Source organism: Ruminococcus sp. AM42-11, assembly GCF_003480145.1.
Taxonomy (GTDB): domain Bacteria; phylum Bacillota; class Clostridia; order Lachnospirales; family Lachnospiraceae; genus Blautia_A; species Blautia_A faecis.
On sequence record NZ_QUIO01000036.1, the window covers coordinates 1 to 22,665 of the forward strand.

Here is a 22,665-nt window from a genome sequence, read left to right on the forward strand (position 1 = left end):
CGTGTACTCCATATCGAGCTGGCAGTCTCAGAACCGTCGATGTATACCTTTCCGTCTTTGATCTCAACAGTCTCTCCCGGAAGTCCGATCACACGTTTAATGAAAAGCTGGCTTTCATCATCCGGATATTTGAAAATTACAATGTCAAAGCGCTCTGGATCCTTGACCTTCTTGGAAATCTCATGTCCAAACAGATCCAGATTGATACCATATGCAAGACGGAATCCAAAGATACGGTCGCCGGTCATAATAGTTTTCTCCATGGACGGAGAAGGGATTTTTGCGTTGATCAGTACTACATTGTTGATAACCAGGACTATAGCAACTACAATGATGATCATTTTTACATAGTCCCATACTTCATGCCAGATTTTCATATTATTTATTCTCCTCTACGTGTTCTTCTTTCAGGATTTTTTGAAACAGATAAGGCAAAGGGGCCGTGAACTCTTTGCCAGACAGATAGGAAAGACGCCCTTCAATTTCCGGAATTTCCAACCTGTGTGCGTGAAGCAGCTGCGATTTCAGACCATACTTTCTGCGGTATTCATCGTTTAAGGTACGCCTGCCGTACTTGTAATCTCCAATAAGGGGATGACCAGTTCCTGCAAGGTGTGCCCTGATCTGATGTGTGCGTCCGGTGATCAGCTCCACCTCAAGAAGGGTAACGGTTCCGTTATCTTCAAGGGGACGGTATCTGGTCTCAATGGGAAGTGCTCCGGATGTTTCCGTTTCCTGTACTGTTACTTTATTACATTTTTCGTCTTTATGCAAATATCCTTTGATATATTTTTCATTTTTTATAACACCATTTACCAGGCAGCGGTAAAATTTGTGAAGGCTTCGATCATGAAACAATGAAGAAAGCTCCTGAAGTCCTGTCAGGGACTTCCCCGCAGCCACAAGTCCGCTGGTATTACGGTCCAGACGATTGCAGACAGATGGGCGGAAGGTATGTAAAGACGCCTCTGTAACCGCTCCGCTTTCCAGAAGATACCCCGTCAGATATTCTACCAGTGATGGTTCCTTATCATCTGCAGGCTGGGAAAGCATTCCCACAGGTTTGTTGATCAGAAGGATATTATCGTCTTCATACATAATATCAAGCTTCTGATGAGCTCTTGCTACAGTTTCCTGTACTCCTGCAAATTTCCCGAAAGTCTCATCCGAAAGGAAAAGCTTTACGTGGTCACCAGTGGAAAGCTTCTCATTTCCAGTGGCCCTACCGCCGTTTAAGGTAATATTTTTCTTGCGGAGCATTTTGTAAAAAAAGCTTTTGGGAGCTTCACGGAGAAGCTTTCCTAAATATTTGTCAAAGCGCTGTCCCGCTTCATTTTCATTAATAATAAACTCTTTCATGCTGGATATCCTCTTAGATACACAAATTCAGGATCACATGCTTCACCATTTCATCTCTGGTAAAATCAGGATATCTTGGATCTGGTGTAAAGCGAAGCCCTTCTTCTAAGGATTCCTTGTGTTTGTTCATAGAATCAAGACGTTCCAGGAAAGGACGAAGCTCTCCAAGAATTTTTACATCTACTTTATAGCCGTTTTTGCGAACCAGTTTCTGGGCTTCTGCAGCCATAAAATTTGTATCTGCTTTCGGATCACTGGTATAACCGACTACAGTATTTCCGCATACTGCAATGGCATCTATGGTGCATTTTTTTTCATAGAAAGTCATATACATCTCGTACGCCATTACAAGATCACCCTGATGCGCATGGATCTTCTTGTACAGAACCGGATCTACAGGCTTTGCCAGATAGACCATGATCACATCTACCACAGCCTTACAGCCTGGAAGAGATCCTACCAGAGCAATGATAGTCCAGATAGAATTTCTGGTACCCAGGTAAATCCACATACTGATGAAAATAAAAACGGGGACACCAAGCATAATGGCAGCAATTATGATCCTGCGCTTTCGTTCACGCTTCAGATATCCGAATTCTCCTTTGTTTGTCTGCATTAGTTTCATGAAAACACTCCTATTTCTGCTTTTTTCTTGTGTGATGATTGCGGATGGTTTTCTTTGGTGCCGGACCATGCTTTGATTCTCTGTTACGCCCGGCATTCTCTGTATATTTGTTGTCGCCATGCTCTTTTCTGACAGGCCGGATCAGACATTTTTCCCCATACCCAACCAGATCCATACGCCCTGCAATTTTCAATCCTTCGAGAACCAGTTCTCTGTTGACCGGATTCTTATATTGCATAAGCGCACGTTGAATGGCTTTTTCATGGGCGCTCTTCGGCACATAAACCTTTTCGCCTGTAAGAGGATGGATTCCCGTGTAATACATACAGGTAGACAGTGTAGAAGGTGTTGGGTAAAAGTCCTGCACCTGCTCCGGAGTAAAGCCAAGATCACGGACATATTCTGCCAGCTTCACAGCTTCTTTCATGGTACATCCCGGATGGGAGGACATAAAATATGGCACGGCAAACTGCTGTAAGCCAGCCTTCTTATTTGCCTTGTCAAATTCCTTCAAAAACTTCTCATACACTTCGTGGGACGGTTTGCCCATATATTTCAGCACCTGATTGGAAACATGCTCAGGAGCTACACGAAGCTGTCCGCTTACATGATATTTGGCAAGTTCATTAAGAAAAGTCTTGTCCGGGTCTGCCAACACATAATCGAAACGCACACCGGAACGGACAAATACTTTTTTTACTTTTGGAAGATCCCGGAGCTTACGAAGAAGAGAAACGTAATCTTTGTGATCCGCGGTCAGATTCTTACATGGCTCCGGAAACAGACAATGACGGTTCTTGCAAACGCCTCTGGTCAGCTGTTTCTGGCAGGAAGGCTGGCGAAAGTCTGCTGTAGGTCCGCCTACATCGTGGATATATCCTTTGAAATCTTTCTCCTCGGTCATGTGGACCGCTTCTTTCAGAATTGATTCATGACTTCTGGTCTGCAGGATTCTCCCCTGATGAAAAGTTAATGCACAGAAGCTGCAGCTTCCGAAACATCCCCTGTTGCTGGTAAGGCTGAATTTAATTTCCTCTAATGCAGGAATTCCGCCGTCTTTCTCATACATGGGATGATAATTTCCCGCATAAGGAAGATCATATACATCGTCCATCTCCTCCTGTGTAAGAGGTAATGCAGGTGGATTCTGGATCACGTAACCCTTTGTTCCGTAGAATTCGGCCATGGTTCCTGCTGTAAAAGGATCTGTATTCTGATACTGGATGGCAAAGCTTCTGGCATAAGCCTGCTTATCCGCCTGTACTTCATCAAAAGAAGGAAGTATGATCGGCTCGTAAGTGCGGGACAGATCCCTGCATTTATAGACGGTTCCTGCCACATAGGTAATTTCGCTGACAGGGATTCCGCTGTCAAGAGCCTCTGCAATCTCAATAATAGAATGCTCTCCCATTCCGTAAGAAATCAGGTCTGCGCCGGAATCTATGAGGATACTGTGCTTCACCTTATTTTCCCAGTAATCGTAATGTGCCATACGTCTGAGGCTTGCCTCGATTCCACCAAGGATTACAGGAGTTTTCTTAAAAGTCTGACGAATCAGATTACTGTATACAATAACAGCACGGTCCGGCCTCAAACCCATTTACCGCCAGGAGAATAAGAATCCTTCTGGCGGTGCTTTTTTGCAACGGTATAGTGATTAACCATGGAATCCATATTGCCGGCACTTACAAGGAAGCCAAGGCGAGGCTCTCCAAATATGGCAATACTCTCCTTCCTGCGCCAGTCGGGCTGAGGGATAATTCCCACTTTATAGCCCCGGCTCTCCAGAAGGCGGCTGATAATAGCAGTTCCAAAAGAGGAATGATCTACGTAAGCATCTCCTGTCACGTAGACAAAATCTACCTGATCCCAGCCTCTGTCCTCCATGTCTTTTTTTGTAACTGGTAAAAATTGTGACATCTATATTTTTCTCCTATGCACTGCTCATTCTGTAAGGCGTGTTCCAAGAATGATGTGAACAAAATGAACAGTAACGTATTTTCGGACAGATTTATGAAATACAGCTCTTGCCTGGCTGATGTCCGATATTATGGTAAACAGCCTGGGCGCGGTAACCTTCCGCGATAATATCAAGCTGTCTGTGAAAACGCTCCAGCTGTTTCAAATCTTTGGTATGGAAAACACGAAGAAATTCTGTTTGAATTTTGGTAATCTCCCGTTCGCTGGATACGCGGTAAAGATTTTCTATATTATTGAGAATATCTTTTACAAGATTGGACTGCATCTGGGAAGAATTCTGGGCATCCATGATTTCATCGCGCACAGAAGACATTTCCTGATCCAGCAAAATAATAGCATCCGCGGCATTCGTCAGACGCTCTGCCACATGCGGCGGCATGTCCCCTTTATATTTGTACTGAAGGGAATGTTCGATCGTTGCCCAGAAGTCCATAGCCATGGTGCGGATCTGAATTTCCGCCTGCAGCTTCCGGGGACCATTTAATGTTTCTACTGTATAATAAATGATCAGATGGAGACTTCTGTAACCACTCTGTTTCACATGCTTCAGATAATTCTTCTCACTCTTAATGGTCATATCTGACCGGTTTTGGATCAGGGATGCTACTGTCTCAATATCTTCCTCAAACTGACAGATAATACGGATTCCGGCAATGTCTTCTACTTCTTCCTCCATGCGTTCCATAGGAATATGCTTGCGCTGCATTTTCTCCAGAATGCTGGATACACTTTTCACTCGTCCGCTTACCTGCTCAATAGGGGAATACAGATCATTTTCTCGATGTTCGCTGATAATGTGTTCAAATTTGACAATCAGTTCCCTGACTGCCAGTTCGTAGGGGCATAAAATGCTTCTCCATAACTGTATTTCCATATAAATCGCTCCTTACAGAATATGGGCATTGTATTATGAAAAATATTCTGCAGTTAAATTTAAGTGTGTCTGCCCATATGTTTAATCATTATAGCATATATTTCAAAAAATTTGTTATCAATAAGTGTATTTTTTTACTTTTTTCTCCATTGCCTGTAAGACATAGTAAGGGTTCACACTCAGTTCCTCTTTTCCCTGTGGATTTATGTAGATTCCCAGATGAAGATGAACCGGAAATTTTCCGGACATTCCTTCTTCTCCGTATCCGGTATCTCCCATGAATCCAAGAATCTGCCCCGCTTCCACTGCTTCACCTGTCTGAAAATATTTTTCATAGGATGCAAGATGGGCATAATAAAAATACCCTCCATGAGAAGAACGGATTCCGATCCGGTATCCGCCAAGAGGAAGCCATCCGATTTTTTCTATTTTGCCATCAGTCATGGAAATCACAGGATAAAATCCGGATTGAGAAACCCTGCCAAAGAGATCGCAGCCTTCGTGCGTCCGGCTTCCACCATAGCTTCGGGCAGCGCCAAAGGTGTTTTCATAAAAAATCTCTTGCCATATTTCTCTATCGTTTCTGATTGGAATGGGAAAATTTTCCAGGTCTTTCCAGACAGCCAGATAACAGCTTCTCAGGTCATAATAGGCTTTGGGCTTGAAGCGGAGATATGCTTCCCTGTTCCCGGAAAGATATTTTGGAAAAAATTTTCCATTCAGCATAGTTGTTGTAAGAAGATCGGCAAATTCTCCATCCGAATGTACTCTTTCTTCTAACTCTGCATATAGCGCAGACGACAAAGCCTGTTCCCGGAAGCTTTCTGTAAAACAGGTGTCCGGTTTTAACAGGGAGGCCTGGCTTCTTTGCTGAATAAAATTCTGAAGCAAGATAAGCAGCGGCAAAAGAAAAAGAAGAAGGAGTAAGTGTTTCCCGGTCTTTCTTTTCATGGCATTTCCTCTCTTTAATATATGGGAAAAGGTGGATGATTTTTTTGTTACCAGTAAATAGTAACGATTTTTTCACCCTCAGATAATATATGGAAAATCAGAAAAATTAGAACAAAAAATCAGCTGTATGGAAAATATTTTTTCCAAATACAGCTGATTCGAATGATCAAAGGCTATGGCAGCCACAGTTACTATTTAATGGGGGTATGCCAAAAGCTTTATGAAAAACAGGCTTTTAAATATACATGTAATTATCAGTCTTTCAAATTTTTCAATACCTCTGTCAGATATTCCCAAACCCGTTTCACAGATGCCATATCCAAGCGTTCTTTGCTGGTATGGATGTCCAGAATATCCGGTCCAAGAGAGGTACAGTCAAGGTTTTCCATTCGCTCATAAAAAATACCACATTCCAGTCCGGCGTGAATGGCAACTACGTCCAGGTCTTTATCGTACATGTTTTTATAAATTTCTACCATCTTGTCACGAAGAGGAGAAGCTTTACGATACTCCCATGCAGGATAAGCCCCCTCAGTCTCATATTCGCCTCCCAGAAATTCTGTCAGATATTGGATTTTATGGGAAAGAGCCTCTTTGGCAGTTCCTACAGAGCTTCGGATACTGGTCTGTACAAACAACTCGTCCCCATACAGCTTCAGAATTCCGGGATTGCAGGAGGTTTCCACCAGATTTTCTATGGTACCACTCATTTTCTTAACACCAAATGGCATGTTCATCAGATAAAAAAGCACTTTTTCCTGGCTGGTGGGATGAAGAACCTGTGCATCCATATCCCCTTCTTCTGTTATCTGAATTGTAATAGTATCATCTGTACCAGTGTATTCTGCCCGGAAATCCTTCTGCATTTTCTTTGCAAGGGAAGTGATCTGAGAAATTTCTTCCGGAAGCACAAGAAGAACCGCTTTGCATTCTTTTGTAATAACGTTGTCCTGCTGACCACCTTCTAATTCTTTTAATGCATAGCCACAGACATGGGAAAGTTCATAAAGAAACTGTCCCATAAGAATATTGGCACTTGCGCGGTTTTTGTGTATTTCAGCTCCGGAATGGCCTCCCACAAGTCCACAGACTTTTACGTTAACTTTTCTGCCGGAAGCGTCCACACGCCGGACTGGCAGATAAGAATTTCCAGCAACACCACCAGCGCAGCTTACCCACAGACAGCCCTCTTTTTCAGAATCCAGATTGATCATTCTTCTTCCCTTCAAAAGGCTGCAGTCGAATCCGTCAGCGCCCAGAAGCCCCGTCTCTTCATCGACGGTGAAAACAACCTCCAAAGCCGGATGCGGCAAATCTGTGCTGTCTAAAAGCGCAAGGCCATAAGCCACTGCAATTCCGTCATCGCCGCCAAGAGTAGTGCCCTCGGCTGATAAAAAGCCATCTTTCACAACCAGCTTTAGTCCATCCTTTGTAAAATCATGTTCGATTTCCGGGCATTTCGCACAAACCATATCCATATGTCCCTGAAGGATGACTGTGGGCGCGTTTTCGTAGCCAGGTGTTGCAGGTTTATAAATCACAACATTATTCATGTCATCCTGAACATATTTCAAATCATGTTCCTTTGCAAAATTCACCAGATAATCACTGATTTGTTTGGTATTTCCTGAACCATGTGGAATACCACAGATTTCCTCAAAATAGTGAAACACATTTTTGGGTTCGAAGTTTTCTAAAATTGCCATATGGGTTACCTCCAAAATTTTATATATGGTTTGTATTTATCTTTTCGGCATTTTAAGACAGAAACAGAATATAAATTTTATATAATGATTTTTTAAACATACTTCAGGCTGCTGAACACAACCTGACTATAACTTCACATGTTGGGCTTTTATTTTAATAACGAGGTCAAAATGAAGAAAAAAATAATCCTGCTTTCTGTTATCCTGCTTTTACTCTTCCTTCTGTGTTACCCGGCCGAAGCTCTTGCTGCGGCAAGAAACGGACTGAAACTGTGGTTGGAGACCTTACTGCCTACCCTTCTTCCGTTTATGATCCTTACAGGAATTCTGGTGCACACAGATTGGATTACAAAAATTTTACAACCAACTGCTCCTTTTTTCAAGGTCGTTTTTGGGCTTTCTCCGGGAGGAGCCTATGTATTTCTTCTGGGACTTCTCACCGGTTACCCTATGGGGGCAAAATTAACCGCAGATTTGTATTATGCTGGAAAAATCAGCCGGCAGGAGGCTGAATATTTGTTAACTTTCTGCAATAATCCAAGTCCGGCCTTTCTTATTACTTATGTGGGACATATCTGTCTTGAGGGAAAATTACATATTGGTTTTCTTGTGGGGATTCTGTTTCTATCAGACATGATCTGCATGTGTTTTTTTCGCTTTACATTCTATAGAAAAAACTCACTGCTTTCCTTTTGTACGCCAAAAATATCTGAGCAGGAATATACTTCTGCCGGGCTCCTGGATTTTGTCATTATGAATAGTTTTGAAACTATGGCAAAACTGGGGGGTTATATTCTTATGTTCTCTATTCTGTCCGCAGCCATAAGTCATTTCTGGTATCTTCCGGCACAGGGAAAATATATTCTTCTCGGACTGATAGAAGTTACCACTGGTCTCCATGGGCTCCTGCTGTCCGGGTTTTCTTATTCACTTCGTGTACTTCTTGCACTGTGTATGAGTGCATTCGGAGGATTCTGTATTATGGCGCAAACAAAAAGCGTACTTGGAAAGGAACTCTCCCTTCATCCGTACGCTTCTGCCAAATGTATGAATGCAGCAGTTACTGCTGCTCTCATACTTATATTCTTATAAACATGATCACTGCTCACATAAAACATTTATAGAATAGTTTTAGTGAATCACAATCAGATAAAGTCTGCTATATTTCGCGTAGCAAAATTAGTTATCGCCAATCTCGTCCAGAAGAGCTTCATCTTCCTTGGAAGCCTCTGTATCAGCCGGCTGATAAGAGCCGGACATTGCAGCTGCCTGAGCAGTCTGTGGCGCAAGCTCCTGACGATTATGGTTTACAACATCCATGCATGCCTGAAGAGCATCGATGAATCCTTTATATTTGCCGCCAGCATCCTCAAGAGTCTGGGTAAGTACGGAACCGATGTTTGCCATCATGTCATCTGTGTATGTGATCGCGCTGAGACGAATGCTGTTAGCATCCTGTGTAGCGGAATCCAGAATCTCCTGAGCCTGACGATTCGCTGCATTGATAGTCTCGTTTGCCTGCGCATATGCTTTCTGCATGATCTCATGCTGGGTAACAAGCTCCTGAGCTTTATTCTGTGCATCTGCGATCAGTGCATCTGCCTTGGTCTGTGCATCCTCAAGGATGGCATCCTTATTGCTGATGATCTTCTGATAACGTTTGATCTCGTCCGGAGTCTTAAGACGAAGTTCACGAAGAAGCTCTTCGATTTCTTCTTTATTCACTACAATCTTAGTTGTAGAAAGTGGCTGATATTTACAACTGTCTACATATTCTTCGATTTCTTCAATGATCTGTTCAATTCTGCTGCTCATAGTAAACTCTCCTTATTCTATTTCTTCAAATCGTGCATCTTTTTCTTAACAGCTTCGGTAATTTCTGGCGGAGCAAATTTGCTCAGGTCGCCATCATAGCCTGCTACTTCTTTCATAATAGTAGAGCTAAGATATGCATATTCCAGGCTTGTCGTCAGAAACACGGTGTCAATATCCGGAGCAAGCACCCGGTTTGTCTGTGCCATCTGCAGTTCAAATTCAAAATCTGTAACTGCACGAAGCCCGCGCACGATCACCTGTGCATGATTCTCTCTGGCAAAGTTCACAGAAAGACCCTTGAATGCCTTGATTTCTACATTCTCCATGTCTTTTGTTGCCTTTTCTAGTATATTAACACGTTCTTCAACAGAAAACAACGGACTTTTTGCAGAATTATGCAAAACTCCTACGATTACTTTGTCGAAAGATACGCTTGCACGCTTGATTATGTCCAGATGACCATAAGTGGCCGGATCAAAACTTCCTGGATAAACAGCTATTACCATGTATTTTTCTCACTTTCCCCGGCATAAAAAGATATGCTTGTTAGTTTTGTATTCTTTGGAACGCAGCTGTCTGTAGCCAAGATCTTCCACATAACCGAAATCTGTAGTAAGGTCAGCTTCCACGATGATCAGTGTATTCTCATCCAGAATACTGCTGTCCTGAAGGTATTCCAGAACCTGACGCTCCAGCTCATGGTTATATGGGGGATCCATAAATATGCAGTCGAAAACGCCCTTTCCTTCTAAGGAACGAAGGGCCTGCATCACGTCCATATTCAGCAGTGTACCACTATCTGCAAGTTTTGTAAATGTCAGATTTTCTCTTATGCATGTGCATGCCTTGGGATTTTTTTCAACAAAAACAGCCCGAGCTGCTCCGCGGCTTAATGCCTCAATGCCGATTGCACCGCTTCCGCTGAACAGATCAAGGAAGTGACAATCCAGAAGTTCAGGCTGAAGAATATTAAAAAGAGTTTCTTTGATGCGGTCTGTGGTCGGGCGTGTGTCCATACCCGGCACAGTCTTAAGGTTCAGTCGTCTTGCTTTTCCTGCGATGACTCTCATTTCAGATTCAGTCTCCAATCCAGATCACCACGGGCCAGTCCAAGAATAAGAAGTTCTGCAGTAGCGATATTGGTCGCCACCGGAATATTATACTGGTCACAGCGCTTTACAATAGCTGTGATGTCTGGCTCCTTTGGATCTATCATAACAGGATTATAGAAAAGTATTACCATATCCAGATCCTGCCGCTCTACCATTTCCATGAACTGCTTATCGCCTCCGATACTGCCCGGTAAAAACTTATGGACATGAAGACCGGTGGCTTCCTCAATTCTTCTTCCTGTAGTGCCGGTAGCATATACTTCATGCTTGGCCAGGATGTTCTTATAAGCGATACAGAAATCTTCAATGAGAACTTTTTTACTATTATGTGCAATGATACCTAAATTCATAGTTCACCTCTCCCATTTCTTTCTGTTTATTGTACCAATTATAGCAAATTGACAAAAGAAGTGCAACAAAAACGTTTGAATATATACAAAATTCATTATTTGTTAAGAATTTGTTTTTAAATGACGTATTGATTTATTTGGTTTTTTTATATTTTATTGTGCAAATCAGCTCCGTATTCTACCGCTACGCTTCATTTTTTAGCCTTATTACATGAAAATTCTTCTGTATAAGTATATGAATACGCACAATTTTCATAATTTTCGCACATTTAAAGATAAAAATTTCACAATTTCTTTTTATATGTAAAAAATTATAACAACCCACTTTTTTTTGCATATTTATATGAGAAGCGTATTGTTTTCAATAGTTTTCAATAGTCTTCACAGCTGATTTTTGTTTATTTACACCACTTTTACACCATTTTATTTTCCTCCAAATCATCCCAAGGTTTCAGACCCATTTCCTCCCAGGTGATACCATACGGTGCACCTCCGGAGGTATAACCGGCAATAAAGAAAAATCGGTCATCTTGCAAGATCTCTTCTTTAGCCAGATTATCTCTTGTTTCTTTTTTCAGTTTTGCTCTCATCTGTTGTTTCTTTTGTTTCGCAACAGCTGCTTTTTCTTCCGGTGTTTTCTTATGTTTTTTTGTCATAAGTATTTCTAGTGTAATTCCATTCTGAATGCCTTCTTTCATCAGCATAATCATTGTATCAGGATAAAGTTCACAAAGTATCCGCAATACGTTCCCATAAGTTCATGTCATTATTGAAATCGTACATATTTCAGTATAAAAAGTTCACTATTCAAATTCTGATTATTATTTCTCCATATACTCTTCTGCCATATGTACTGCCATAGCACCATCTGCCACTGCTGTTACTATCTGACGAAGTAACTTTGTTCTGACATCTCCTACAGCATAAACACCCGGAATACTCGTTTCAGTGTTTTCACCTGCCACAATATATCCTTTATTATCCAGTTCTATCTGATTATCTAAAAAATCTGTTGTCGGTTTTCTTCCTATACTCACAAACAGGCCGTCACATTCTATAATGCTTTCTTCTCCTGTAACTGTATCTTTCAACCGCACACCAGTCAATCGTTCTCCATAAATCAGTTCATTTACTGTATTATTCCATCGAAACTCTATATTTTCAGTTTTCATCAGCTGGTCATGGTAGATTTTCGTTGCACGTAATGTATCTCTACGATGAACAATGATGACTTTCTTAGCAATTCGACTTAAAAGAGCAGCATCTGATACAGCAGAATTTCCACCACCAACAACCACCACGATCTTATCTTTATAAAACATACCATCACAGGAGGCACAATAAGCAACCCCATGACCTATCAATTCTTTTTCTTTAGCGAGACCAAGTTCTCTTGGATTTGCTCCAGTAGCAATCACTACTGTTTTCCCAATATAAATTCCCGAACTAGTTTCTACTCTCTTAAGCTTTCCTGTTAAATCCATATTAAAAACTTCAGCATATTCACTTTTAGCGCCAAATTTTTCCGCCTGTTTTTGCATTTTCTCTGCTAATGAAAATCCGTCAATTCCATTTTCAAAACCAGGATAGTTATCAATCTGCCAGGTCAATGACATCTGACCACCTGCAGATAATTTTTCTAAAACAATTGTATCAAATCCTGCTCTGGCTGCGTATAATGCTGAAGTATACCCTCCAGGTCCTCCCCCCACGATAATCATATCGTAAACATGATTTTCATTCATACAGCAGTCCTCCTTTTATTTTTCCAATGCTTCATTAATAAAATTCTCTATCATTATTTTTGATTCAGGTGCAACAATAGAACCTATTGCCTTTCCATCTCGATATAAAACCAGCGTAGGAATTATCTCAATCTTTTCAGCTTCTGCAATCTGTGGTTCTTCATCAATATTTACTTTTCCAGCAATAAGAATATCGCTGTATTCTTCACTTATTTTTTCATAAGCCGCTCCAATTCTACGGCAATAACCACACCAAGGTGCCCAGAAATCAACCAGAACCGGTTTTTCCTTATGAATTAATTGTCCAAACTTTTCTTTATTTATATTTATAGATGTCATATTTTTCAACTCCTTCTCCTATTTGAACTTAATATACCCCAAATAAGTGCTTGCTTCCGTGATGATATCACAGAAAAGATAATTTACTTTATTACACTTCTTTTTATTTCTATTTATGGCATATGCCAGTTATATAATTGACGCATCTAAAAAAAGCAAGTATACTATGTTCGTAAAGGAGATAACGGTTATGAACTTCGAAAATTGTTTTCCACTATGGAATGACTTAAATACAACACAGAAAAAAATAATTTCAGACAATTTAATCACACAGTATGTAAAAAAAGGGACAATCATTCACAATGGAAACCTGGATTGCACTGGATTATTACTGGTTAAATCCGGGCAGCTTCGAACCTACATACTTTCAGATGAAGGACGAGAGATTACACTTTACCGTCTGTTCGATATGGATATGTGTCTTTTATCCGCCTCATGTATCATACGCTCCATTCAATTTGAAGTAACCATTGAAGCAGAAAAAGATACTGATCTTTGGATCATCCCTGCTGAAATCTATAAGGGCATTATGAAGGAATCTGCTCCCGTCGCAAACTATACCAATGAGTTAATAGCCACCCGTTTTTCTGATGTCATGTGGCTGATTGAACAAATCATGTGGAAGAGTTTGGATAAGCGTGTTGCTTCATTTCTTTTAGAAGAGACCTCTATCGAAGGAACAAACGAGCTGAAAATCACTCATGAGACGATTGCTAATCATCTTGGTTCCCACAGGGAAGTTATCACTCGAATGCTTCGATACTTTCAAGGCGAGGGTCTCGTCAAACTCTCCCGCGGCAAAATCACAATCCTTGATCCAAAAAGACTGGAAACACTCCAAAGGTCATAAAATTGTTTTTCTGTAACATATAAAGAAGAATCCTCCATTTATCAGAATTATGAAAGTCATTCTAATAAATGGGGGATCTTTTTATATTACGAGAAAATTATAAAAATATTATGATTATTTTTAATCATCCATACCACATGCATATGCCTTTTCAATCAGCGCACGGTCATTGACAACTGCATCATAGAAGCGGAATCCGCCGGAGAAGTTGTATGTTTCATATCCATTTCCTTCCAGAATACGACTGGCAATATAACTTCGCAGCCCACTCTGGCATATCAGGTAAACAGGCTTTCCCTTCTCAATTTCATTGATACGTTCCCTTAGTTCATCTACAGGAATGTTTTTGAATCCATTCATATGCCCCCTGTTAAATTCACCTACAGTTCTCACATCCAGCAACACAACACTTTTATCTCTAGAAATCTTATCCATATCTTCCAGATGCCATTGTTTTAAGGTACCTTTTGCTATATTGTCTATCATGAATCCTGCCATATTTACAGGATCCTTGGCAGAGGAATAAGGCGGTGCATATGCGAGATCCAAATCCTTCAGCTGGGTTGCCTTCAGCCCTGCATGGATTGCTGTTGCCAGCACATCAATACGTTTATCAACTCCTTCATATCCAATAATCTGAGCACCAAGCAAACGATAGGTCTCTTTTTCAAAAACCACCTTCATGGTCATCACTTTTCCACCAGGATAGTAACCGGCATGACTCATAGGAGAAAGAATTACTGTATCTACCTCTAATCCTGACTTTTTGGCATTGGTTTCATTGATACCTGTAGTGGCTGCTGTCATATCAAACACTTTTATAACGGAGCTTCCCTGACTGCCCAGGTAACGACTATCACCGCCACAAATATTATCAGCGATGATTCTGCCCTGTTTATTGGCTGGTCCTGCCAAAGAAATCAGCGCATCATTACCCGTAACATAATGTTTTACCTGAACTGCATCGCCTGCAGCATAAATATCCGGTACAGAGGTTTCCATTCTGTCATTCACTATAATACTTTCCTTGATGCCAAGTTCCAGACCGGCTTCTTTTGCTAATACTGTGTCTGGTGTGGCTCCGATTGCCAGAACTACCATATCAGCCTGAAGGGATGGATTATCTTTCAACAGGACCTCCACTCCGTTGTCTTTTTCTTTAAATCCTTCTACTGTATAGCCCAGTACCAGTTTTATCCCATGCTTTCTCATTTCATTATGGATCATGGATGCCATATCCGGGTCAAAAGGGTTCATCAGCTGCTTAGGCCGCTGGACAATCGTAACATCCATGCCAAGCTCCCTCAAATTTTCTGCCAGTTCCAGACCAATAAAACCGCCACCTGCCAATACAGCCGATTTTGGATGATTCTTATTTATATATTCCTTTATCCGAAAAGTGTCTTCTACAGTACGAAGTGTAAAAAGTTTATCAATACCTACTCCGGGAAGTCTCGGCTGTGTTGGCTTTGCACCTGGAGAGAGGATCAGCTTATCATATTTTTCTTCAAATATCTCACCATTCTCTAAATTTTTCACTGAAACCGTTTTACGTTCCGGATGTATGGAGATAACTTCATGATGAATTTTCATGTTAATACGGAAGCGTTTAAAAAAACTCTCTGGTGTCTGTAGTGTAAGTTCTTCCGGGTCTGTGATCACGTCTCCAATATAATATGGAAGTCCACAATTTGCATAGGATATGTATCCGGATCTTTCAAACACAGTAATTTCAGCATGTTCATTCAGTCTGCGTATTCTTGCTGCGGCTGTAGCTCCTCCGGCTACACCTCCTACAATTATTACCTTCATCTTATTTTTCCACCTTTCCTGAGTAAGCTGCAATGCCACCGATATTATTTACTTTAGAATATCCCATTCGTTGCAGTATCCCAGTTGCCTGGCGGCTTCGTGAACCGGAATAACAGTATACAAACAGTGGGATATCCTTATTCTTCGCTACAGAAGCAATATTGTCAAGTTGCTGCAACGGCACATTTTTACTTTCTGGTATATGTCCTTCCTGATATTCCTGCGATGTACGTACATCCAGCAGAACTGCATCATCAGTCCTTTTATATTCTTCTATGCCTTGATTAATATTCGACTGTTTAAAGAGATCAAAAAATCCCATTAGCACACCTCCCTAAAGCATTTCTAAAATCGCATTCTTAGGTCTCGCCCCTGAAACCTGCTGTACAATCTTCCCATTCTTCATAACCACTAAAGTCGGAATGCTCATAATACTGAACTTATTTGCCAGTTCAGGCTCTTCATCTACATTAATCTTTCCAACTTTAATATCTCTACGCTCACTTGCAATCTCCTCTAGAATAGGTACTACCATGCGGCAAGGCGCACACCAAGATGCCCAAAAATCTAAAAGAACGGGTTTATCGGAATTCAGTACTTCGTTCTGAAAATTATTTTTATTGATATTAATAGCAGACATTTTACAGTCCTCCTTATCTTTTTCTTTTTGTAGATTTATTATAGTCTTAATTTCATTTATTTTCCGTGATTACATCACCATACCTCATTAACTTAACTTCTTGCCATACCATCTACACTTAATATAACGCCTGTAATGTAACTCGCCTCATCTGAAGCAAGAAACACAAACGCATTGGCAATATCTTCTGGCTGTCCAAGACGACGCAATGGAATTCTTTCAATCATAGGTTCGATAACTTCCTTTGGCACGGCCTTCATCATATCAGTTTCTGTAATCCCAGGTGCAACAGCATTAACACGAATACCTTTAGGTCCTAGTTCTCTTGCTAATGATACAGTCAATCCGTTTACTGCAAACTTCGATGCCGGATAAGCAAACCCACTTGGCTGTCCCGAAATACTCACCATGGAAGAAGTTGATAGAATGACCCCCTTGCCTCTTGCCACCATACATTCTGCTGCTACACGAGTAGTATTAAATACTCCTTTTACATTTAGATCCATGACTTTATCAAAAGTCTCCTCTGTATAATCCATAAATGAGGTGTTTTCTGAAATCCCTGCATTATTTACCAGTATGTCGACACATCCATATTTTTCAGTTGCCTCTTTAAAAGCCTTTCTGACAGACTCCATGCTTGCCAGATTTGGACTAATTCCAGCAACTATTGCATTGGGATATTTTTCTTTTAATTTATCTACAGCAACATCTGCCGATTCCTGTGAACTTGCTGCCAACACAACTGAAGCACCTTCCTTCAAGAATTTATCAGCTGTAGCAAATCCTATACCACGGCTTCCACCCGTAATGATTGCAACTTTATCTTTTAATCTCATTTAGACTACCTCCTTACTTTGTTTGTAGTTACATTATAAGCAAAAGGTAAATCATTTTCTGTGATATCATCACAAACTATCGCAATAAAAAACCCTGTTGCTCACACGCACCAGGGTTTCAGACTGTAGACAAAGGGGGATGTGAATGTGAAATAAGTCCCCTTTTGTGTGTTTCAAATCAGTTCTGTTAATACTTTAATGAAGAAGATCACGATCACCACAATCATAACCGGTTTTACGATCTTGTGACCGTTTGAAGTAAAGCTATGACTTCCAAGATAATTCCCTGCCATGTTACAAACTCCTGCTGCAATTCCCAGTGGCAAAAGCACTTTGCCATTGATCAGAAATACGACAAGTGCTGTGATATTGGTTGTCAGATTGATTGCCTTTGTGGCACCTGCTGCATCGTTTAATGTCATATGACAGAAACCGGTAAATAAAAGCATCAGAAATGTTCCTGTTCCCGGTCCGTAAATCCCATCATAAATACCAACTACAGCTGCGATCAGAATACTTTTAAAAATCAGCATTCCATTGATTACTTCTGTTGCATTTTCGTCTTTTCCTTTCAGTGCTTTGCTTCTCAGTACATAAAACAAAATGACCGGAAGCACAACCAGCATGGCGATCTTTAAAGCTTTCTCCGAAATCAGAAGAGCCAGATGAGATCCTATCCAGGATCCGGCAATTGCACCAAAAACTGCCGGAATACAGATTTTCCATTTCATAAAGCCTTTTTTCATGTAGTGAAAAGATGCCACGAAAGTTCCCATGGAGCTGCTCATTTTATTTGTTGCAATTGCAGTATGTACCGGCAGTCCCGCAATCATATATGCCGGAAGTGAGATCAGTCCGCCTCCTCCGGCAATCGAATCCACAAATCCTGCCAGAAATACAAAAAAACATACTACCAGATAAACTAAAACCACATTTTCTCCCACGTTCCCTGTCCTTAATTTCCTTTTGTATTTTTATTATTTTTTCATCGCAATCAATGTCGGGCGAAGAATCTGTACGTATTCTTCATACATTACTTCTCGCAGAAAATCTACATATTCCCAGAAAGTCAGCTCACCGTCCGGTGTAAGGATTTCAAAATCTGTATCATACACATTTACAAACAATCCCGTCTCCTGAAGTCCGTTCCGAAGATAAAAAGCCTTTCTTTTTTTGCGTTCTTCAGCATTTTCTGCTTTTTCATCCTGTGTTTCTATTTCAAAAATATATTTATGATTTTTGAACTTTTTAAGTAATGCCTCCAGTCCCCTGCTTCCATATCCGTAATTTCTTTTCTCCGGTACAATTGCATAATAATCCAGAAGCGCCCTATCCTGCTCCGCATCGATCAGATTGATTGCCAGTCCTACGAATTCATCTTCGTCAACCATTGCAAGCATCTCCATCTTTCCATCTGCTACCAGGTTTTCCATTACCTGCAGGGGCTTTTTCTCCTGTTCCGGAAATGCTTTATTATACAGATCATAAAGCTGCCATTTATATTTTGCGCCTTCATCGGCAATGTTTACAAGTTTCATTTTTCTCTCCTGCTTAATTATTGATCATATCCGGCCATGACAGAATTTCTCCGGCAATCTTTTCTTCATAATCGCCCTCAATATCCTCACTTCTGCCTGCCTCATAGATATTTGTCTCTGCACCCCAGACTCCATCGTGATATTCCCACACATGGAATTTCAGTCCGCGGAACATAAAATCCAGACTTCCGCATCCGTCTTCTTCGGTATATTCAAACCTGATATTTTTTTGATTCAATGCATCCTGTACTGTCTGCAATCTCATATTCATTCCCCCATCTTGCATATTTATTAGTTATTGCTGTTCACAACAACACCTGTTTGTTACTGTTCACTCCGTTCACAGCAACTTGGTCAAAATCCATTCCAAAACACCTCGCGGAATACTGCCTGTGTTCACAGCAACACCTGTTTTTCTAGTATAACACATCTTCGGCGGTTGTCTATTGTAAAAAACGCTTCGATGATTTATTATAGTAAATAGCGAAATAATGAGGAGTGTAACCTTATGATTACAAAAATGGTTTTTCATGGAAGTGACATAGAAAAAATATGTGACTACTATCATTTAAATAAAGAAGATATCGTTAAATTCGGGGCAAATGTCAATCCTCTTGGCCTCTCCGCCTCTGTAAAAAAAGAAATTGCAGAAAATGTCGATCTTTTTTCTTCTTATCCGGACAGAGATTATGTATCTCTCAGAAATACGATCTCAGAATACTGCAGGATTCCCGCTGAATTTATTTTACCGGGAAATGGTTCCAGTGAACTGATCTCACTTCTGATTCAGGAACGTGCGCCGAAACACACCCTGATTCTCGGACCGACATATTCCGAATATTCCAGAGAACTTTCTTTCTCCGGAAGCACACAGGAATATTATCATCTGCGAGAAGAACGAAATTTCACTCTCGATGTAGAGGATCTGTGCAAAACTCTGGAAAACGGTTATGATTTCCTGATTCTCTGCAATCCGAATAATCCGACTTCCTCTGCGATCATGCAGGAAGATCTCTGCAAACTGATCGCATTCTGTGCAGATAAAGATATTTTTGTCATGATCGATGAAACTTACGTAGAGTTCGCACCAGATGTCGAAGAAATAACTGCAATTCCTCTGACCAGAGAATTTACCAATCTTATGGTACTGCGTGGTGTTTCTAAATTTTATGCTGCACCGGGCATGCGTCTCGGTTACGGAATTACCGGAAATATGGAATTTCTTTCCAAAATGCGAGAAAAACAGACGCCATGGTCACTGAACAGTCTTGGTGCCTTTGCCGGAGAGCTGATGCTCCGTGACCACGACTACATTCAGGAAACGCGTGATCTGATCCTCGATGAGCGTGACCGCATGGAGCAGGAACTTCAAAATATCCCTACTTTTAAAGTTTATCCTGCCTATGCCAATTTCATCTTATTAAAAATCCGCCGGGACGGTCTGACTTCCGCCGATGTCTTTGAGGCCTGCATCAAAAAAGGCCTGATGATCCGCGACTGTTCTTCCTTCCAGTGCCTGGACGGCGAATTTGTCCGCTTCTGCATCATGATGCACGACGATAATACAAAACTCTTAAACGTACTGAAGCAGCTGTAATCCAGCTGCTTCAGACTGTAGACAAAGCCCTGCTTTTGCAGGGTTTTGCTATTGTTGGAACCGCTTTTCTGATATAATAAATATCAGAAGGGCGGTGTTTTTTATGATGACGAAAAATGCAGATAAAAACAGAGAACAAATGATGATGTTTTCCATGGATGACATGGTACCTCAAAACCATATGCTGCGATTGATTGATAAAGCAATCAATTGGAATTTTATTTATGATCTGGTTGAAGAAAAATACTGTCCGGATAACGGCCGTCCCAGTATGGATCCCGTCATGCTGATAAAGATACCATTCATTCAGTATCTCTATGGGATAAAAAGCATGCGTCAGACCATGAAAGAGATCGAGGTAAACGTTGCATACCGTTGGTTTCTCGGACTAGACATGTTAGATCCAGTACCTCATTTCTCTACATTTGGAAAGAATTATACCCGCCGTTTCAAAGATGCAGACCTTTTTGAGCATATCTTTTCAAAGATTCTGGAAAAAAGCACGGATGGAAATGAAAGCCGGGCTTACCTTTGCATGCATGAATCTGAAAAAACTGGCAAAGATCCTGGAAAAACGAGGTTGGAACACAGCCAGATTTTTGTTGATTTTGAAGAAAATAAAAAGAAAAGAAGTTTTAAAAGAAAAATGGTGCTGGGCATAACACCCAACACCAAGTTTGTCTACAGTCTGAAACCCTGTTGCTCACACGCACCAGGGTTTTTGTTTATCTAGCCGTATTTAAATAATCAGAATTTTATTCAACTTCTGAAAACTGATCTTTTCCAACATTACATAATGGGCATTCAAAATCTTCTGGAACGTCCTCCCACTTTGTTCCTGGTGCAATACCACCTTCAGGATAACCTTCCTCTTCATCATATTCCCATCCGCAAACGTCACATACATATTTCATTAGTTTGTTCCTCCTTCTATTATTATAATAATCAATATTACTGATTACCTTTTATTTAAAATAATCATTCAATCATCATTTTTTCCGTTCAAAAACATATTCTGCATCTGATGATAAATCAGAGCGGAATGAATAGCCTAGTCTATCAAATTTCTTAATATCCTCAGGATTTTCAATTCTGTTTTCAGCCATGAACCTAACCATTTCACCACGGGCCATCTTAGCATATGTACCTTTTGTCACCAGTTTATCTCCTGATAACTCACAAAATGTAATCGTAATGTATCTATCCTGTCGTGTCAGATATTTTTCTATGCACTTAGAGTATTCTTTCGATGCCAGATTGATTATAATCCTGCTGTTATCAATCACTGAGCGGTATAATAAATCTCCCCAGTACTCATACAGATTTTTTGTTTCTCCTATTCCAACCTTCGTCTGCATTTCCAAACGATAAGGCGTCACACCATCCCTTGGTTTTAACACACCATAAAATGCAGATATTATTCTCAAATGTTTTTGTACATACTCGAACTGACTGTCCTCAAACACGGATGGAGCCATATATTGAAAAGCAATTCCTTCATATGATAAGACAGCTGGGGTAAGTAAATGATAAAGATCCATGTTTTCCAATCTATTGAAGTTCTGTTCTGTAATTTTGTCATTACATTTCCAGATAGTCTTCAGTTCTTCTTTTGACTTACTTTTCAACCAACTTTGTATCTCTGTCGTCTTTTCAATAAATTCAGGCAATCCATCCGGCGCTATGCTGTCAGTATCTGTAATCATCTTTTTAGCAGGGGATAATATTATCTTCATTAATCTAATTCCTTGAGCATATTTTCAGGATCATCTGCAGCCTTGACTTTATCATTTGCCTTTATAATAATCCCCTGTTCATCAATAAGATATGTGGTTCTTACTACTCCCATAGAGACTTTTCCATAATTTTTCTTTTCTTTCCATACATCATATGCTTCAATAACTTTCCGCTCTGGATCTGCTAAAAGTGTAAATGCCAATCCATATTTTTCCTCAAATCTCTTATGAGAGGATACAGAATCCTTACTGACTCCAAGAATAACTGCTCCTTTTTCGGTAAACTGAGGGTATCGCTCAGAAAACCCACATGCCTGTTTCGTGCATCCCGCTGTATTATCCTTGGGATAGAATATAAAATCACTTTTTTTCCTGTATAATCCGATAATCTATGTATTTTCCCATTTTGATCTGGCAACTCAAAATCCGGTGCCTTAACCCCTACTTCCAACATTATTTATCCCTCCCTTTCTGTATCTTTCTCTTTATTCGCCTTTTTCTTCCTATTCCCGGTAATCATTTTATGACCTGTATATATCGCCATTACCATACATAACATAGAACTTAAAGCAAAGTATTTGTGACTTGATTTTTGCTTTTTATATCCAGTGTAAAAAGTCCCAAGCATTGTGATCAATGCTCCTACTGACCAATATTTATGTGCTTTCATGTAATTCCTCCATTTTTTCAGTGTATTCAATTCTAATTATACGCTACCATATTCCTATGTCAATTTGATAATAGAACATTCCTATAAATTTTTTCAAAATATTATTGTCAAAACTATGTATTGTTAT

The 22,665-nt window shown here is 40.4% G+C and carries 26 protein-coding genes and 3 pseudogenes; 4 read left to right on the top strand and 25 right to left on the bottom strand.

The annotated features are described in order from the left end of the window. The 7 genes and pseudogenes from lepB to DW904_RS17330 form a co-directional block, all read right to left on the bottom strand. A partial coding sequence (lepB, locus tag DW904_RS17300; protein WP_118583083.1) for a signal peptidase I occupies positions 1 to 377 on the bottom strand: 377 nt, incomplete at its 3' end. A gap of 1 nt (position 378) precedes the next feature. Continuing rightward, on the bottom strand, positions 379 to 1,359 hold the full coding sequence (locus DW904_RS17305; RefSeq protein ID WP_118583086.1) for an RluA family pseudouridine synthase: 981 nt from the start codon (positions 1,357 to 1,359) through the stop codon (positions 379 to 381). Positions 1,360 to 1,372: 13 nt separating this feature from the next. Beyond that, the gene (locus DW904_RS17310) at positions 1,373 to 1,984 is read right to left on the bottom strand and encodes a hypothetical protein (protein ID WP_118583089.1); all 612 of its coding nucleotides are present in this window, start codon (positions 1,982 to 1,984) and stop codon (positions 1,373 to 1,375) included. A 73-nt stretch (positions 1,985 to 2,057) separates the two neighbouring features. Next, positions 2,058 to 3,904: pseudogene (locus DW904_RS17315) on the bottom strand (YgiQ family radical SAM protein); the annotation flags it as partial. Between the two features lie 91 nt (positions 3,905 to 3,995). Further along, on the bottom strand, positions 3,996 to 4,838 hold the full coding sequence (locus tag DW904_RS17320) for a GTP pyrophosphokinase family protein (RefSeq protein WP_118583092.1): 843 nt from the start codon (positions 4,836 to 4,838) through the stop codon (positions 3,996 to 3,998). Between the two features lie 117 nt (positions 4,839 to 4,955). Beyond that, entirely contained in the window at positions 4,956 to 5,789 is an 834-nt protein-coding gene (locus tag DW904_RS17325) for a M23 family metallopeptidase (protein ID WP_243110476.1), read from the bottom strand. Between the two features lie 254 nt (positions 5,790 to 6,043). Next, positions 6,044 to 7,495 (bottom strand): aminoacyl-histidine dipeptidase, encoded by a 1,452-nt coding sequence (locus DW904_RS17330; protein WP_118583095.1) that lies wholly within the window; start codon positions 7,493 to 7,495, stop codon positions 6,044 to 6,046. 171 nt (positions 7,496 to 7,666) lie between these two features. Here DW904_RS17330 and DW904_RS17335 point away from each other — a divergent pair, with 171 nt between their 5' ends. After that, the gene (locus DW904_RS17335) at positions 7,667 to 8,587 is read left to right on the top strand and encodes a hypothetical protein (protein ID WP_118583098.1); all 921 of its coding nucleotides are present in this window, start codon (positions 7,667 to 7,669) and stop codon (positions 8,585 to 8,587) included. Positions 8,588 to 8,674: 87 nt separating this feature from the next. On the opposite strand, the gene DW904_RS17340 is transcribed toward DW904_RS17335, so the two are convergent. From DW904_RS17340 to DW904_RS24185, 7 genes are all read right to left on the bottom strand, one after another. Continuing rightward, complete coding sequence (locus DW904_RS17340; protein ID WP_118583101.1) at positions 8,675 to 9,310, bottom strand: ATPase; 636 nt, start codon at positions 9,308 to 9,310, stop codon at positions 8,675 to 8,677. Positions 9,311 to 9,327: 17 nt separating this feature from the next. After that, complete coding sequence (coaD, locus tag DW904_RS17345) at positions 9,328 to 9,816, bottom strand: pantetheine-phosphate adenylyltransferase (protein ID WP_118583104.1); 489 nt, start codon at positions 9,814 to 9,816, stop codon at positions 9,328 to 9,330. 9 nt (positions 9,817 to 9,825) lie between these two features. Then, complete coding sequence (gene rsmD, locus DW904_RS17350; protein ID WP_118583107.1) at positions 9,826 to 10,380, bottom strand: 16S rRNA (guanine(966)-N(2))-methyltransferase RsmD; 555 nt, start codon at positions 10,378 to 10,380, stop codon at positions 9,826 to 9,828. Continuing rightward, the gene (locus DW904_RS17355; protein ID WP_021926957.1) at positions 10,377 to 10,772 is read right to left on the bottom strand and encodes a methylglyoxal synthase; all 396 of its coding nucleotides are present in this window, start codon (positions 10,770 to 10,772) and stop codon (positions 10,377 to 10,379) included. Before DW904_RS17355 ends, rsmD begins: the two co-directional genes overlap by 4 nt. Before the next feature lie 413 nt (positions 10,773 to 11,185). After that, a complete protein-coding gene (locus DW904_RS17360) occupies positions 11,186 to 11,476 on the bottom strand; it encodes a hypothetical protein (protein ID WP_243110477.1) in 291 nt (96 codons plus the stop codon). Between the two features lie 117 nt (positions 11,477 to 11,593). Beyond that, a complete protein-coding gene (gene trxB, locus DW904_RS17365) occupies positions 11,594 to 12,517 on the bottom strand; it encodes a thioredoxin-disulfide reductase (protein ID WP_227201101.1) in 924 nt (307 codons plus the stop codon). 15 nt (positions 12,518 to 12,532) lie between these two features. Next, entirely contained in the window at positions 12,533 to 12,856 is a 324-nt protein-coding gene (locus tag DW904_RS24185) for a thioredoxin family protein (RefSeq protein ID WP_243110479.1), read from the bottom strand. Between the two features lie 115 nt (positions 12,857 to 12,971). Here DW904_RS24185 and DW904_RS17370 point away from each other — a divergent pair, with 115 nt between their 5' ends. Further along, positions 12,972 to 13,706, top strand: a complete 735-nt coding sequence (locus DW904_RS17370) for a Crp/Fnr family transcriptional regulator (RefSeq protein WP_347562194.1) — start codon at positions 12,972 to 12,974, stop codon at positions 13,704 to 13,706. A 120-nt stretch (positions 13,707 to 13,826) separates the two neighbouring features. Here the strand turns inward: DW904_RS17370 and DW904_RS17375 are convergent, their stop codons facing one another. From DW904_RS17375 to DW904_RS17405, 7 genes are all read right to left on the bottom strand, one after another. Further along, complete coding sequence (locus DW904_RS17375; RefSeq protein WP_118583110.1) at positions 13,827 to 15,518, bottom strand: FAD-dependent oxidoreductase; 1,692 nt, start codon at positions 15,516 to 15,518, stop codon at positions 13,827 to 13,829. A 1-nt stretch (position 15,519) separates the two neighbouring features. Next, positions 15,520 to 15,840 (bottom strand): rhodanese-like domain-containing protein, encoded by a 321-nt coding sequence (locus tag DW904_RS17380; RefSeq protein ID WP_118583113.1) that lies wholly within the window; start codon positions 15,838 to 15,840, stop codon positions 15,520 to 15,522. Between the two features lie 12 nt (positions 15,841 to 15,852). Then, on the bottom strand, positions 15,853 to 16,158 hold the full coding sequence (trxA, locus tag DW904_RS17385) for a thioredoxin (RefSeq protein WP_118583116.1): 306 nt from the start codon (positions 16,156 to 16,158) through the stop codon (positions 15,853 to 15,855). A gap of 92 nt (positions 16,159 to 16,250) precedes the next feature. Further along, positions 16,251 to 16,997: a 3-oxoacyl-ACP reductase family protein gene (locus DW904_RS17390; protein ID WP_005421611.1), complete on the bottom strand. Its 747-nt coding sequence runs from the start codon at positions 16,995 to 16,997 to the stop codon at positions 16,251 to 16,253. Positions 16,998 to 17,170: 173 nt separating this feature from the next. Further along, a complete protein-coding gene (locus DW904_RS17395) occupies positions 17,171 to 17,929 on the bottom strand; it encodes a TSUP family transporter (protein ID WP_118583172.1) in 759 nt (252 codons plus the stop codon). Positions 17,930 to 17,974: 45 nt separating this feature from the next. Next, entirely contained in the window at positions 17,975 to 18,535 is a 561-nt protein-coding gene (locus DW904_RS17400) for a GNAT family N-acetyltransferase (protein ID WP_118583119.1), read from the bottom strand. A 13-nt stretch (positions 18,536 to 18,548) separates the two neighbouring features. Further along, positions 18,549 to 18,800, bottom strand: a complete 252-nt coding sequence (locus DW904_RS17405; protein ID WP_118583122.1) for a kinase — start codon at positions 18,798 to 18,800, stop codon at positions 18,549 to 18,551. Positions 18,801 to 19,043: 243 nt separating this feature from the next. Between DW904_RS17405 and DW904_RS17410 the strand changes: the two genes are divergently transcribed. Together DW904_RS17410 and DW904_RS17415 are read left to right on the top strand one after the other, a co-directional pair. Next, a complete protein-coding gene (locus DW904_RS17410) occupies positions 19,044 to 20,132 on the top strand; it encodes a histidinol-phosphate transaminase (RefSeq protein ID WP_118583125.1) in 1,089 nt (362 codons plus the stop codon). A 103-nt stretch (positions 20,133 to 20,235) separates the two neighbouring features. Next, positions 20,236 to 20,625, top strand: a pseudogene (locus DW904_RS17415) (transposase); the annotation flags it as partial. Between the two features lie 262 nt (positions 20,626 to 20,887). Here the strand turns inward: DW904_RS17415 and DW904_RS17420 are convergent. The 4 genes and pseudogenes from DW904_RS17420 to DW904_RS17435 all read right to left on the bottom strand — a co-directional run bounded on the left by DW904_RS17420 (position 20,888) and on the right by DW904_RS17435 (position 22,538). Next, positions 20,888 to 21,046, bottom strand: a complete 159-nt coding sequence (locus DW904_RS17420) for a rubredoxin (protein WP_005339874.1) — start codon at positions 21,044 to 21,046, stop codon at positions 20,888 to 20,890. Between the two features lie 75 nt (positions 21,047 to 21,121). Further along, positions 21,122 to 21,868 (bottom strand): peroxide stress protein YaaA, encoded by a 747-nt coding sequence (gene yaaA / locus DW904_RS17425; RefSeq protein WP_118583128.1) that lies wholly within the window; start codon positions 21,866 to 21,868, stop codon positions 21,122 to 21,124. Then, positions 21,868 to 22,322: pseudogene (locus DW904_RS17430) on the bottom strand (peroxiredoxin). The gene yaaA and the pseudogene DW904_RS17430 overlap by 1 nt, the downstream one beginning before the upstream one ends. Before the next feature lie 3 nt (positions 22,323 to 22,325). Further along, positions 22,326 to 22,538, bottom strand: a complete 213-nt coding sequence (locus DW904_RS17435) for a DUF6219 family protein (protein ID WP_005421604.1) — start codon at positions 22,536 to 22,538, stop codon at positions 22,326 to 22,328. Positions 22,539 to 22,665: the final 127 nt, after the last annotated feature.

Coding starts and splice junctions, on each gene's coding strand:
- DW904_RS17310 (WP_118583089.1), bottom strand. CDS start 1,984: ATGAAACTAATGCAGACAAACAAAGGAGAATTCGGATATCTGAAGCGT.
- DW904_RS17355 (WP_021926957.1), bottom strand. CDS start 10,772: ATGAATTTAGGTATCATTGCACATAATAGTAAAAAAGTTCTCATTGAA.
- DW904_RS17370 (WP_347562194.1), top strand. CDS start 12,972: ATGGCATATGCCAGTTATATAATTGACGCATCTAAAAAAAGCAAGTAT.
- DW904_RS17390 (WP_005421611.1), bottom strand. CDS start 16,997: ATGAGATTAAAAGATAAAGTTGCAATCATTACGGGTGGAAGCCGTGGT.
- DW904_RS17435 (WP_005421604.1), bottom strand. CDS start 22,538: ATGAAAGCACATAAATATTGGTCAGTAGGAGCATTGATCACAATGCTT.
- DW904_RS17330 (WP_118583095.1), bottom strand. CDS start 7,495: ATGGCAATTTTAGAAAACTTCGAACCCAAAAATGTGTTTCACTATTTT.
- DW904_RS17340 (WP_118583101.1), bottom strand. CDS start 9,310: ATGAGCAGCAGAATTGAACAGATCATTGAAGAAATCGAAGAATATGTA.
- DW904_RS17360 (WP_243110477.1), bottom strand. CDS start 11,476: ATGCTGATGAAAGAAGGCATTCAGAATGGAATTACACTAGAAATACTT.
- DW904_RS17375 (WP_118583110.1), bottom strand. CDS start 15,518: ATGAAGGTAATAATTGTAGGAGGTGTAGCCGGAGGAGCTACAGCCGCA.
- DW904_RS17405 (WP_118583122.1), bottom strand. CDS start 18,800: ATGAGATTGCAGACAGTACAGGATGCATTGAATCAAAAAAATATCAGG.
- DW904_RS17335 (WP_118583098.1), top strand. CDS start 7,667: ATGAAGAAAAAAATAATCCTGCTTTCTGTTATCCTGCTTTTACTCTTC.
- DW904_RS17380 (WP_118583113.1), bottom strand. CDS start 15,840: ATGGGATTTTTTGATCTCTTTAAACAGTCGAATATTAATCAAGGCATA.
- DW904_RS17410 (WP_118583125.1), top strand. CDS start 19,044: ATGATTACAAAAATGGTTTTTCATGGAAGTGACATAGAAAAAATATGT.
- DW904_RS24185 (WP_243110479.1), bottom strand. CDS start 12,856: ATGACATCTATAAATATAAATAAAGAAAAGTTTGGACAATTAATTCAT.
- DW904_RS17420 (WP_005339874.1), bottom strand. CDS start 21,046: ATGAAATATGTATGTGACGTTTGCGGATGGGAATATGATGAAGAGGAA.
- yaaA (WP_118583128.1), bottom strand. CDS start 21,868: ATGAAGATAATATTATCCCCTGCTAAAAAGATGATTACAGATACTGAC.
- DW904_RS17400 (WP_118583119.1), bottom strand. CDS start 18,535: ATGAAACTTGTAAACATTGCCGATGAAGGCGCAAAATATAAATGGCAG.
- trxA (WP_118583116.1), bottom strand. CDS start 16,158: ATGTCTGCTATTAATATCAATAAAAATAATTTTCAGAACGAAGTACTG.
- coaD (WP_118583104.1), bottom strand. CDS start 9,816: ATGGTAATAGCTGTTTATCCAGGAAGTTTTGATCCGGCCACTTATGGT.
- DW904_RS17325 (WP_243110476.1), bottom strand. CDS start 5,789: ATGAAAAGAAAGACCGGGAAACACTTACTCCTTCTTCTTTTTCTTTTG.
- DW904_RS17320 (WP_118583092.1), bottom strand. CDS start 4,838: ATGGAAATACAGTTATGGAGAAGCATTTTATGCCCCTACGAACTGGCA.
- rsmD (WP_118583107.1), bottom strand. CDS start 10,380: ATGAGAGTCATCGCAGGAAAAGCAAGACGACTGAACCTTAAGACTGTG.
- trxB (WP_227201101.1), bottom strand. CDS start 12,517: ATGAATGAAAATCATGTTTACGATATGATTATCGTGGGGGGAGGACCT.
- DW904_RS17305 (WP_118583086.1), bottom strand. CDS start 1,359: ATGAAAGAGTTTATTATTAATGAAAATGAAGCGGGACAGCGCTTTGAC.